Raw genomic sequence first — 11,832 nt, forward strand, 5'->3', positions numbered from 1 at the left:
AAAATTTCTGGGGATACCTCAGGGCGCTTATACATTTCCTCAGCCACAAAGTCTAAAAAAGGGGATTTTGTTGCCATATAGCACCTCTCTTTGACTACTGTTTAAGTATACAGCTATATGGGAAATGTCAAGTCAATCTTGTTAGGCGGATGTTTCCATATTTGTCGCCTGCTGTTAAAGGTTAATCTCAATAAGATATTGTCTCTGCGAAAATTTGTGGTTAATGTAGCTACAGGGAAATTTACAATTACGGAAAAGTCCGTGTTTAAATACGGAAAGTTCCGTCGAATAAGCGTTATAGCGTGCGAATTGTTTTTTAACGTGCTTCGTAGAAATTCTCTGCCAAGCAAATACTTTTAAGCTTTATCGTAATTTTCAAAGGGCGCAGTGTCGTTCCGGTGCTAATAGAAATTCAGCACAAAACGCACTTCGCATTATGGGTTGCCACTAAGTTAGTTTGCGGTGAATAATCGCAATTGTATTTTTAATCGGTAGCTTCGGTTAGCTTTTCGCAGAAACGCAGTTTCTAAAAGCTCAAACCATCGCTGCCATAACAAGGCGCAGCAACACGCCACTGCGTGGCTGGACAGTTCGTAAGTCGCGCTTATGTGGTTTTGCTTCGCAAAAGTATTCCACAACGCGCGCCTTACAAACTGCCGTTGTGCTTGGCGTTAAATTGGAACCGAGAATGGAAAATCAAATTGCCACATGGGTAACTTTCTTTGCGGTCTTTGGCGCTGTAGCTACCATGCTGTATGGCCTGAACATAATCTATAAGCGTGTGAAGGCAAAAAACCAAGGATTTGGCCCAAACACATTAAAAGCAATAGGTGTAGTCCTTTTCATTCCAACAATACTAATACTTGCGCTTTTAACTAAATTTCAACCTGAAACTCTAGCCGCCTTACTAGGTACTGTCGCTGGTTATGTTTTATCAAATAGCAAACCTGAAGAATAAACATAGGAACTTATAAAATGAAAATTGGAATGTTATTAACTGGTTTGGGTTACCTGTTGGCTTTATTTGGAAATATCTTATCGGCTGGTTTTTTCTTTTATGGCATATATATTATATTCGCAAAAAACTTTAGCTCCGGCTTAGTTTTAATAGGTGCGTCTGTACTAACACTCATTGCAGCTAAAATAATTTCAAATGGCTTAATGCTTCTCGGTGCTGTCCTTTCAAAAAAAGCAATTGAAAAAGAAATTAACCTAGAAAAGTAAAAATTTAACAAGGCGCAGCAACACGCCACTGCGTGGCTGGACAGTTTGTAAGTCGCGCTTTTGTGGTTTTGCTTCGCAAAAGTATTCCACAACGCGCAACTTACAAACTGCCGTTGTGCTTAACGTTATACGAAAATTGAGCTTTAAAGGTTGTGCCAGTTTCGCGGTAAAACTTGGAAAGTGGTGAAAATAGCCGGCTTGGTGAAAACGTGTTTTAATCGTGAATTGCCGCAAGCCTGAAGCAATTCAGTGCTTGGCAAGTACGCTAGAAGCCGGTTAATCGTTTCGCCTTCGCTCAGCAAGAATTCGCGCTGTAGCTCGGTGAAATAAATTGGCTTAGGTGCTTGGTCATCACAAAAAATAAACCGTGCGTTCTGCACGAAAACGCGCTGAAAGTTCAGTGCGTATAACAAGTCGCAGCAACACGCCGCTACGCGGCTGGACAGTTTGTAAGTCGCGCTTATGTGGTTTTGCTTCGCAAAAGTATTCCACAACGCACAACTTACAAACTGCCGTTGTGCTAGGCGTTATGTGTCTTGTGCGGCTTGTCATACAACTGTCTGAAAAGTGAGAGATTGAGAAAATGAAAAGCAAATGTTTATGTGGTGCGGTTGAGCTTGAGGTCGAACTATCAAATACCGAAGTAGCTGCGTGTCATTGCAGTATGTGTCGGAAATGGTCTGGTGGCCCAATGCTAGCTATCGACAGCGGCGAACTAAAAAGCATATCAAACGAATCGCTTGTAACACGCTATCAATCATCTGAGTGGGCAGAGAGGGGTTTCTGCTCTAAATGCGGCACACATTTATTTTACTTTTTAAAGCCAGCTAATCATTATCACTTTCCGATCGGGCTGTTAGATGATAGTTCAGACTACAAACTGAGTCATCAAATTTTCATTGACGAAAAACCTCAATACTATAGCTTCTCAAACGAAACTCAAAACATGACTGGAGCCGAAGTATTTGCTCACTTTGAAAGCAATGAATAAACACATAACAAGCGGTTCAAGTTCGCTTCCGTTGGTCGCCGGACTCGCCACTGCGTGGCTCACCGCTTAACCGGGCGTTAGGTGAGTTATGGCCTTAAAAAGCCATCGTCCATAGGCCGCAAAACATGGTGGAGCATACTTATGCTGGAAAAAATGCCGGATGGAACATGGGGAATATACTGCGACGAATGCGGAGCTTACCTCTCGGATTTATCAGAAGTAGAGGATGAAGATGAAGCGGAGGAAGAGGTCATTTGTCTGGAATGCTTGAACAAAGATGAAGACGATATTCTTGAAATTGGTGATTGGCGTCAGAAAGTAGCTAACTCCTTAGAGGACACATATGGGCCATGCCCATACGGCAGAAAGAAACTTATCCAGTGGATTGATGATGAGGTAATGCGTTTGAAGGGGCGCGGTGTACCTGCCGGTGAAGCAGCCACAATGGAACTGGCACTGAGTTACTGGGGATGGATTGGTGACGAATCGGTTGATCCTTTTTGATAGTCGGTGTTGGCATCGGATCTACTGTACGGCTTGGCAACCTAACAACTGGCTCAAGTCGCTCGCTTCGCTCACTGGGGTCGGGCTAAAGCCCGCCCCTTAGCCAAACGTTAGGCGGATGTTTCCGTATTTGTCGCCTACTGTTAAAAATTAATATCAATAAGATATTGTCTCTACGAAAATTTGTAGTTAATGTAGCTACAAGCAAATTTACATTTACGGAAAAATCCGTTTTTAAATACGGAAAGTTCCGTCGAATAAGTGTTATGTGATTAGGGGGAAGTTATGAGCCATAAGCAGAATGTTGAAAAGCTGTTTCACGAATTGGCTTCAGAGGTTCATTCATTTATCGCGGTCTCAGAGTCTGGTTTTCCTGAGCGTTGGGTTCCGGCTACCTATATTAAAGATCAGCTTGGTTTAGCAAAGAATGCTTACCCACTCGGAAATGTAACTGATAACAAAACTGGCTGGTTGTTCTCAACAATTGCCCGTCACTTGCAAGAGAAGGGTATGGTCGAATACAAAAAGGTTGGCTCTAGGGCTTTTTACAAATGCAAGTAGCGACGTCATCACATAACAAGGCGCATCACTCGCGGCCTGCGGCCGCTGGGACGTCAAACGCTAGCGCGTTTTTCCGCCCGTGTGCTTTGCGTTAGGCACAGTCAAACACGCAACAATCCAATTCTTTCAACCCAGAGGTCTCCCAACTATGAAAGTCAAACTTGTAGCATTAACAGCATTAGTCGCACTTACCTCAAATATTGCGAACGCAAACGAGCCCATCGTTGTAAATCAGGCAGTAACAGAGAAGGAAGCATTAACAGCTCAGCAAGCATGGTGTGCTGCTCTTCTTGATATCAACGCCGCATACGAAAAGGATGGAAAAGTAGCAGCGAGAGCATTGGCCGAGAAAGTCATAGATTCCGCTTACGCCTACCAAATGGGCGCAGTACTCTTTAAGCCTACGCTCACGGTGAACCCTCAAACATTTCGCCCCACACGTGCCGGTGCGCTATCTTATTTCGTTGGCGGTGACCCATCCTTCCCTGCCGACACAGGTTTTGCTCTAAAAGGCTGGAAAAAATGTGAGCCTGTCACTTCTGCTATTTTTCTTGATGGCAATAGCGCAATTACTATGGGGAAAGTTCACTTCACAGATAAAAATGGGAAAGTGACTACCGTTGACAAAACGTGGGGTTACGTTAAAGACGATGCGGGAAATTTGCGCATTAACCTTCACCATTCATCATTGGAGTACCAACCTAAGTAAATCCGCTATAAACCCATAGGCAGTGGAGTTGTTGCCTAACAAGTCATTCCAGCGGACTGCCTACGGCAGCCGCTGAATTCCAACGTTAGAAGGAGAAAAACATGGCAATCATCTGCCCGAATTGTGAATCGAAGAAAATAAACAAACGCAACTATGCAACCAAGGCAGGAGCAGGAGTGGGTGCTGCTGCCGGTGGCGTTGCTGGTTATGTAGGTGCTGGTGCGGGAGCGGCAGCCGGTGCAAAGGCTGGATTGGCTGTAGGTGCATTTGCAGGGCCTGTTGGTGCCGCTGTGGGTGCTACTGCCGGAGGAGTGGCTGGTGCAGTCTTGGGCGCACTTACAGGTGGAGCTGCTGGTACAGCAGCGGGTGGAGCCGCTGGTGCAGCGGTTGATAAGTTTGTTCTCAACAATTACGAGTGTCTTGCTTGCGGGCATACTTTTTCTGAATAGCCAACGTTTCGCAAAATGGGAAAATCCATGAATATTTGGTTCTATGATAATTGCCGTCAATTTCTTGAGAAAATGATTCAAGACAATCAAAGCAATACGGAGCTGGTTAAAGCCTACTCGACTCTTATCGGCAAGGTTGCTGATATTGAAATGAAATACTCTGAACACAACACGGACTACAACAAGAATCATGATAAAAACCAAGCTGAAGTGGCAAAAACAATCCATGCTGCTCAAGCGGACATAACGAAGAAGCAAATAGAAAAAGGTGCCGCGCCTCTTCCACATGGGCAGAGTAGCTTCTAACAATCGGCTGCACAGCGACCGGTTTTCCGCCGCTTCGCGGCTCCAAGCCGGCGCGTGAGCCGGGCGTTAGCATGTCTAAATCCACCCAGGAGTACAAACTATGAGCAACTCAGTTGAAGTAAGAACAAAAGAAGAGCTTGAAGCTGCGGTTAATAACAAAGTTGAGAAGATAATCGTAAAAGGTGATCTGGCTGAGAAAATTCATAAGGCCGAAGCGATTAAGAAAGTCTCGAAGCCTGCCTTGGTTATTCTTGGGGCAGCTTTGGCTGCAACGCCCTTCACTGGAGGGGTAAGTGGCGCTGTTGGAGTCGTTGGCTTAACTGCAACAACTGGTATGGGTATCGCTGCGATAACTGCCGTTGCTTTTTTAGGTTTAGCATTAATTCTAAGCATCACTAATGGTTATGACAGGAAATTCACGGCTAAAGCAGAAGGTTTTGGTGAGGCCTCAATGGAAATGAATAAAAAGTGAGTGCTTAAAATGCCAAAATTTCATCCAGGGCCTCCTTATTTTTTCCTGTGTAAAGCATGTGGCCACAGGTTTCAAAGAAAAGTAAAGATCGGACTTTTTTGTCCTGAATGCAAATCACTGCGGGTTATCACTGATAGAGCAATTTGCAAGTGATGCTAACAATCGCAGGCACGGCGACGTCTTTTCCATTGCGGCTTCGCCTCCATTCCAAAGCCGCGCGTGCTGCGGGCGTTATGTGACTCTCAGCATCAAGCTGATCTTTAAAAAAGGGTATCTAAATGGATTTATATTTTAATAGTTTAAACTCAGGCCAAGTAATGGCGTTTGGCTTAATGTGGAATATCTTGCCAATTGTAGGCGCCATCTTAGTGCATCTCGCTTTCAGTGCTGCAGTATTTAACGACGCCAACAAATTACAAAGAGAGCATGGATCTCTAGCATTTGTAAATTCTTGGTTGTGGTCTTTGGCTGTTTTAGTTGGTGGTGTATTTGTTGCTTTAGCTTATTGGGTTATGCACCATTCAACAATTGCTAAACATTAAATGTCACATAACAAATTACTAAATTGCGTTCCGGCCACAAAAAGCGTGGCCTCCACGGGACTGCCTACGCTGCGCTGCGGCAGCCCATTAGTAACGCGTTATGTGTATGAATAGATATACCTCATTGCTATTGCATTACGTGCTCATCTATCCGCTGTACCAAGTGGCAGCGATGGCGGTAGCAACTGTAATTCTCAGCTTCCCACTAGACTGGAGCTTTGAGCAAGCAAAGAACGTTTTTATAGTGTTGGGTATTACAATGTGGTTCGCGTCATTTATTATCCATTGGCGAATCGGGGCTTATGCACTAAGCGGGCTGTTAAAACGCAATGAATGAACAGGGTCACACAACACATAACCAGGCGTACCAGTTCGCCGCCGCAAGCGGCGGCAGGACGCTCGCAAGCTCGCGCCTCTGTACGCGGCGTTAGCTACTAGGAGAAATATCAATGGAAGGTTCAATTCTTGCTGCTGCACTGTTTGGCCTGTTTTGCGGTATCCCTTTTATGGTGCTGGGTTATCTTATCGGAGTTAAGCAGAAGCGTAATTTTCTTGCTAGCTGGGACGACTCGTCATACTCAGATCCAGAATTAGTAGGAAAAGTAATGGGGGCAAGCGTATTTTTTATGGGCTTGCTAATTTTCGCATCGAGCGCTGCATTCATATTGAATCTTTTATCTGTTATACAAGGCGGCATAATTTTGTGTCTTTCAGTTGTAATCCCTTTATTGGCTGCGTTGTACGCAAATGTATGCTTTTCCAAGCAACGTAGCTAACAAGCGCCATCAAAACGCGCCCGTTGGGCGCTCGACTCGCAACAAGTTGCTCGCGTTTGTGGCGGGCGTTAGTTGCCAAAGGAATAGTCATGAAGCAAGCCAAAACAATACTCTTTGTATCAATCCTATTCACGTTTTCAGTATGTGCACAAACTAATGAGTTTCATTTGTCGCAGTCAGGCATAGGTAGCTGGGATTGCAATGTTGCAATCGAGCAGTTGGAGAGCAATTCGCACAAATCGTCAAATATTAACTCATGGGTTGCGGGTTATTTTGACGGTGCCGGAGTTCGTTTTCTTAAAGGTAAAAGCCCAGCATCAAAAAGTGAGTATCAATCGGTTTTGTTACCCATGCTAAATGAGTTTTGCTCAGCTAATACGGATGGTAACTTTGCACAAGCAGTAGATTATTACTTACAGCGTAAAGTCCAAAAGGGTGAGGCTGCAATTGGCAACTAACAATCAAATATTATCGCCAGCAAAAAGCGCTGGCTGCGACGTCAACCCGCTGCGCGGCTTTCCGCGCTAAATTTGGGCGTTATCTTTTAGAGTTGAACTATGAAGTATGAAAATAGAGTTGTTGCGTTCATCGACATCCTTGGGTTTAAGTCTCTTTTAAATGACACCACAAGCAAGGATGGCAGTGACAACGAAGAAAATATTGATGCATTAATAAAGGCCTATGAAACGATAAAGGATGTCTGGGAAGTCGACGAGATATACAATTCACTTTCAAAGCCGACATCTAGAAAGGTGTCAATATTCTCTGACTCCATTGTCATTTCATTTGAAGTTGGGGAAGAAAGTCAGGTTTTTTCCACATTGCTTGATATCAAACATTTGATAATGCGCTTAGTCTATCGAAAGATTCTGTGCAGAGGCGCAGTAGCTATAGGAAAGTTCATCCATACTGATGATTACCTTTTCGGTCCTGCGTTAGTTGAAGCGTATACGTTGGAATCTAAAGCTGCTATGTACCCTCGAATAATTCTAGATCGGGACGTTATTGATGTTGCAGCAAGAAACAAGCCATCCCAGCACTCATCCGATGATGAAAGAAAGTATGTAGAATCTCTTTTAGAGCAAGATTCGGATGGGATGTATTACATAGATTATTTTTTTAAAGCTCGTACCGAATTAGATGATCCCGAATACGATTTTCCAGAATATATTGAGATTTTGGGTGATATTATCCGAAAGGGTTTAATGGGCTCTAGCCATCATGGAAAAGCTGATTTAAGAGTGAAGTATTCTTGGATGAGAGAGCGTTATAACCGAATGGTAGAGATCGTAACCGATAAAAAATTAGTTTCAAGTCTTGATTCTTCTGGCCTATCAGAAGTCGCTGAATTTTATAAAGACCTAAAGAAAATCAGCCCCAATAAAGATAACAAGGCGTTGCACCGGACAAGCCGGTGAACGCGGCGTTATACGTTTTCTGAATTACGGAGTATTCAATGAGAAAAACATGGAGTTTTGNGCTGGCTGCGACGTCAACCCGCTGCGCGGCTTTCCGCGCTAAATTTGGGCGTTAGGCTCATTATGAAACATTCCGGCAACACGATTAGCGTTACTGTCGAGTACAAGCTTACTGAGTACAAACGTATGGTGTTTGATGTAATGCCTTTGCATTTAGCTGCTTTACAGAAGCCTCCAAATCGTTATTTGCCATGGAATTGGCCTATTATTAATAAGGCTTTTGCAGCAGTATTCATTCCCATAATTTTCAAGATAAAAGTTGCAAAAGTAGGGATCTGTAAGTTCACTTTTGGCGAAGATGGGTTTAGTCGAGAATGTAAAGTAGGTGTCAAGACTATTGGGTGGGATGAAGTTTCTGCTGTAAATAGCCTCTCAGGTTGCTATCTCATTCATCTTCGTTCGGGTGGCGCGCTCCCCGTCCCATATCGGGTTTTTAGCACTGAAGAGCGACAGGCGTTTGAAGGGATTTTAACCCGTGTCAGAGCCTAACAAACGCCTAAAGCATCGCGGCTTTTAGCCGCTGGACTCGCAACAAGTTGCTCGCCGCTTAGGCGAGCGTTAGAGCTACTGTGCAATTTGGATTTTGGAGAGAAAATTGAATTGGTTAGATGTGAGAAGTTTCGTATTTGTTGCTATATCGGCGTTATCTTTAACGGGATGCGGCAGTCAAGAGTATGTAGATGCTTGCCATCTAAAAGTTCAGCAGCAAGCTACCCATACCGCTGAAATAGTAAGCACTGAAGTTGAGCGACAAGGACTGGATTACAAACGTGTATATGGCAAAGCAAAACTGCAAAATGGGTTTGGTGCATGGACAAATTATACGTATCGATGCAGCTTTACAGGTATAACTGTAACTGACTTTAAACTTAAAGAAGGCTGGTAATCATAGCTCTAACAAGCGTCTATGGACTCCCCCTCTATTGCAAGCACAAAGTGATCAAACTTGGCGGTGAATGACTGCATACGTCTATTCGGCTCGTGAGTTTCATGGTGTTAACCATGCTCCAGCCCTGATAACTTTCGCGCACAAGCTCCTTATCGCAGTCACGGTATTAAATACCAGCCTTGTTACCAGGTTCTTCATGTGCACGGTCGTTGCCGCTTTGTTTATCCGCTTTGTAGTGCAATTCGTTGGTTGAGAGTTGTCGTTGTCTTACGGTTTTACTTCTTTTTACTGCTACATCATGCTGCTAAACTCGATGCTTCTTGCCGCTGCTGCTTTGCCATGATTGCCCAGAGCATTCTGGCCTGCTTGGCGGCAATTGCCACGGCGACAACATTGTTTGGCCGCCGTTCTTGCAGCTTATAAATCCACTCGAACATCGGATTTGTTTGGGTAGACTTTTGCGCTCTGCTGGCCGCAAGCATTACCGTGCGCGCACCTTGCACCAACAATGTTCGTAAATAGCGGTCGCCGCGTTTGGTGATGGCACCGAGTTGCGTTTTACCCCCGGATGAATTCTGTTTAGGCACTAAACCGAGCCAGGCGGCAAACTGCCTGCCGTTTTTAAAGACTGACACATCTCCGGCGGTAGCTACAGCGGCGCTAGCAGTAATACTGCCAACCCCGCATAGTGCTAACAGTGCCTGAGCCGAGCTGTCTTGCTTGCTCCAGCTTTCAATCCGTTTGTTTAGCGTATCAATGCGCATCTCTAAATCGGTTAGCCTATCGGCTAAATCCGCGATGCTTTGTCGAAACAGTAGCGGCAAAGCTTCTTGCTCAGCAACCAGTGGTAACGTTTTGGCCAGTGCTGCACGACCCTGATTAATGACAATGCCAAACTCATGCAGGTAGCTGCGGATTTGGTTCATCAAGGACGTGCGCTCGCGCACCCATTGGTCACGCATGCGGTGCATCACCAATACCGCCTGTTGTGATTCAGATTTAACCGCCACAAAGCGCATATTCGGCCGTGCCAGTGCTTCGCAAATCGCTTCGGCATCATTGGCATCATTTTTACCACCACGGCGGTAAGGTGCGACATACTGTGGCGTCATGAGTTTTACCGTATGGCCGAGTTTCGTCAGCTCACGTGCCCAATAATGCGCTCCGCCGCAGGCTTCAATACCAATCAGCATCGCAGGTTTATTGGCGAAATAGCGCAACATTTCGTGTCTGGCGAGCTTTTTCACCATCACGGTTTCACCCGTGTTAGCATTTACGCCATGAATTTGAAACACCAGCTTTGCAATATCGACCCCACAACGTATAGACTGTTCCATGCGACTTCCCCTCACTTGTGACTGTTTGATTAGACACTCTCAGTGTGGCACGTCGATGCCGGATAGTGAGGGGGAGTCCATGTTATTGCAGTCACAAACGGCCACTGCGTGGCCTGGACCTCAACCGCTGCGCGGGTTTCGGCCTGTGCTGCGAGCGTTATATTTTTTGATGTGTAGCACTGTTTATTTATCGCCCAAGGAGAGGGAGTGAAAATATCAAAGCATACTTTTGGCGGCATTTTGTTACTCGGCCTGGGGATATATGGATTAATTTCGGGTAAGACTTTATCTCTTGCTAAATCGGAGTTCATTGCGACACGAACAGATGATTTCGCTGGGTATTGGATAGTAATAGCCCTGCTTTTTTACTTTGGGTTTTCAAGGCTAAAGGATGGTTTCAGAAAGAAAAAAGAAACTATATCCTCTTCTGAGCTCTTTAAAGATAACAAAGAGTTTTTGAAATTTAAGCAAATCGAGAAAAGCATCAGCAACACCGCAGTGCTTGGTTGTATCCTCGGCTTCTTTTGTTCATTTCCAATTGGCTTCGTTACTCTTTTTGCCATGGGTATTGATGGTGATTCTTGTATAAAGTGTCAGAAAAGCGGGGATTGGTGGGGGTTAATATTCTTTGGCTCAATGATTGTACTTCCCGTGCTGTTTTTTAAGTTGTTTCTTAAAATAAAAACGACGTCGTTAGTTAGAAAGGGGCTGGTTACAAAATCAGAGCTGAATAAAATGCAGTTTTTCAAAGATAAATATGATTTTTCAAGCAAATGAAATATAACAAATTGCTTAATTTCGTTCCGGCCACAAACAGCGTGGCCTCCACTGGACTGCCTACGCTATGCTGCGGCAGCCAATTAGCAAAGCGTTATGTTGAAAAAGGAATTTAGATGGTATTTCCATCACTAGAAACTGAGCGGCTAATACTTACAGAACTTCGTGTTGATGATGAAGCTGATCTGTTCAATTTGTTTTCCAATCCATCTGTGGTCGAATACTACGATTTAGATGTGTTTCGCGAACATAGCCAAGCTGCCAATTTGATTAGTCTTTTTAAGTCAAGATATGAAGAACAACAGGGCATCAGATGGGCTATCCGGTTAAAGTCATCTGGTCGATTGATAGGCACCTGCGGGTTTAACTCGTGGAACAGTAAAATGCGTAATGCCGTTATCGGTTATGACTTGCATCCTGAGTTTTGGCGACAAGGTTATTCCTCAGAAGCTGTGCGCGCTATTATTAGTGCTGGATTTACAGGAAAGCTTCCGTGTGGTGAATTGCATCGAGTTCAAGCAGATACAGTTCCAGGTAATCGTGCCTCTGAATCATTGCTTCGTCTGCTTGGATTTAAAGAAGAAGGGCTTCGGCGTGAGTGTGGATATTGGAAGAGTAAGTATCATGATCTCAAATGTTTCGGCTTGCTCCGTTCAGAGTTCATTACAACATAACAATCCGCGTCATTCGGGGCCTGCGGCCCCTGCGACGCTCACAAGTTCGCGCGCATGCGCGGGGCGTTAGCTTTCGCCGGAGTCCAAACGTGGTTTCCAAAGAAGAAATTACAGAGTTTTTAAAAACGGAGTTTCCTCAAACA

18 protein-coding genes are annotated in these 11,832 nt (G+C 44.6%); 17 read left to right on the top strand and 1 reads right to left on the bottom strand.

Annotated features, from left to right (window positions below; all coding sequences use genetic code 11):
- The first annotated feature begins 688 nt into the window (after nucleotides 1–688).
- From A9165_RS15890 to A9165_RS16850, 15 genes are all read left to right on the top strand, one after another.
- Nucleotides 689–958: a hypothetical protein gene (locus A9165_RS15890; RefSeq protein ID WP_065956608.1), complete on the top strand. Its 270-nt coding sequence runs from the start codon at nucleotides 689–691 to the stop codon at nucleotides 956–958.
- Between the two features lie 17 nt (nucleotides 959–975).
- Nucleotides 976–1,224, top strand: coding sequence for a hypothetical protein (locus tag A9165_RS15895; protein WP_065956609.1), 249 nt, complete (start codon nucleotides 976–978; stop codon nucleotides 1,222–1,224).
- Nucleotides 1,225–1,807: 583 nt separating this feature from the next.
- Entirely contained in the window at nucleotides 1,808–2,215 is a 408-nt protein-coding gene (locus A9165_RS15900) for a GFA family protein (protein WP_065956610.1), read from the top strand.
- A gap of 141 nt (nucleotides 2,216–2,356) precedes the next feature.
- Nucleotides 2,357–2,719 (top strand): hypothetical protein, encoded by a 363-nt coding sequence (locus tag A9165_RS17010; protein WP_218060750.1) that lies wholly within the window; start codon nucleotides 2,357–2,359, stop codon nucleotides 2,717–2,719.
- 285 nt (nucleotides 2,720–3,004) lie between these two features.
- Nucleotides 3,005–3,280, top strand: a complete 276-nt coding sequence (locus A9165_RS15910) for a hypothetical protein (protein ID WP_065956611.1) — start codon at nucleotides 3,005–3,007, stop codon at nucleotides 3,278–3,280.
- Between the two features lie 148 nt (nucleotides 3,281–3,428).
- A complete protein-coding gene (locus A9165_RS15915; protein ID WP_003245852.1) occupies nucleotides 3,429–3,989 on the top strand; it encodes a hypothetical protein in 561 nt (186 codons plus the stop codon).
- Nucleotides 3,990–4,090: 101 nt separating this feature from the next.
- A complete protein-coding gene (locus A9165_RS16710) occupies nucleotides 4,091–4,438 on the top strand; it encodes a hypothetical protein (RefSeq protein ID WP_083216309.1) in 348 nt (115 codons plus the stop codon).
- Nucleotides 4,439–4,465: 27 nt separating this feature from the next.
- Nucleotides 4,466–4,744 carry a hypothetical protein gene (locus A9165_RS15925; protein WP_065956613.1) on the top strand — a complete coding sequence of 93 codons (279 nt, stop codon included), beginning with the start codon at nucleotides 4,466–4,468 and terminating at the stop codon, nucleotides 4,742–4,744.
- Between the two features lie 100 nt (nucleotides 4,745–4,844).
- A complete protein-coding gene (locus tag A9165_RS15930; RefSeq protein WP_065956614.1) occupies nucleotides 4,845–5,216 on the top strand; it encodes a hypothetical protein in 372 nt (123 codons plus the stop codon).
- Between the two features lie 278 nt (nucleotides 5,217–5,494).
- On the top strand, nucleotides 5,495–5,758 hold the full coding sequence (locus A9165_RS15935; RefSeq protein ID WP_065956615.1) for a hypothetical protein: 264 nt from the start codon (nucleotides 5,495–5,497) through the stop codon (nucleotides 5,756–5,758).
- A 449-nt stretch (nucleotides 5,759–6,207) separates the two neighbouring features.
- The gene (locus tag A9165_RS15945) at nucleotides 6,208–6,534 is read left to right on the top strand and encodes a hypothetical protein (protein WP_065956617.1); all 327 of its coding nucleotides are present in this window, start codon (nucleotides 6,208–6,210) and stop codon (nucleotides 6,532–6,534) included.
- A gap of 89 nt (nucleotides 6,535–6,623) precedes the next feature.
- A complete protein-coding gene (locus A9165_RS15950) occupies nucleotides 6,624–6,992 on the top strand; it encodes a hypothetical protein (RefSeq protein ID WP_065956618.1) in 369 nt (122 codons plus the stop codon).
- Between the two features lie 99 nt (nucleotides 6,993–7,091).
- Nucleotides 7,092–7,952 carry a hypothetical protein gene (locus tag A9165_RS15955; protein ID WP_065956619.1) on the top strand — a complete coding sequence of 287 codons (861 nt, stop codon included), beginning with the start codon at nucleotides 7,092–7,094 and terminating at the stop codon, nucleotides 7,950–7,952.
- Between the two features lie 201 nt (nucleotides 7,953–8,153).
- Nucleotides 8,154–8,501, top strand: coding sequence for a YcxB family protein (locus tag A9165_RS17255; protein WP_369799996.1), 348 nt, complete (start codon nucleotides 8,154–8,156; stop codon nucleotides 8,499–8,501).
- Between the two features lie 106 nt (nucleotides 8,502–8,607).
- Nucleotides 8,608–8,898: a hypothetical protein gene (locus A9165_RS16850; protein WP_141686177.1), complete on the top strand. Its 291-nt coding sequence runs from the start codon at nucleotides 8,608–8,610 to the stop codon at nucleotides 8,896–8,898.
- A gap of 299 nt (nucleotides 8,899–9,197) precedes the next feature.
- On the opposite strand, the gene A9165_RS15965 is transcribed toward A9165_RS16850, so the two are convergent.
- Entirely contained in the window at nucleotides 9,198–10,238 is a 1,041-nt protein-coding gene (locus A9165_RS15965) for an IS110 family transposase (RefSeq protein ID WP_065956621.1), read from the bottom strand.
- Nucleotides 10,239–10,445: 207 nt separating this feature from the next.
- On the opposite strand from A9165_RS15965, the gene A9165_RS15970 reads away from it, so the two are divergent.
- Nucleotides 10,446–11,015, top strand: a complete 570-nt coding sequence (locus A9165_RS15970) for a hypothetical protein (RefSeq protein WP_065956622.1) — start codon at nucleotides 10,446–10,448, stop codon at nucleotides 11,013–11,015.
- 116 nt (nucleotides 11,016–11,131) lie between these two features.
- The gene (locus A9165_RS15975; protein WP_065956623.1) at nucleotides 11,132–11,689 is read left to right on the top strand and encodes a GNAT family N-acetyltransferase; all 558 of its coding nucleotides are present in this window, start codon (nucleotides 11,132–11,134) and stop codon (nucleotides 11,687–11,689) included.
- Nucleotides 11,690–11,832: the final 143 nt, after the last annotated feature.

The sequence above is a fragment of the Alishewanella sp. HH-ZS genome (genome assembly GCF_001704375.1).
GTDB classification, from domain to species: domain Bacteria; phylum Pseudomonadota; class Gammaproteobacteria; order Enterobacterales; family Alteromonadaceae; genus Alishewanella; species Alishewanella aestuarii.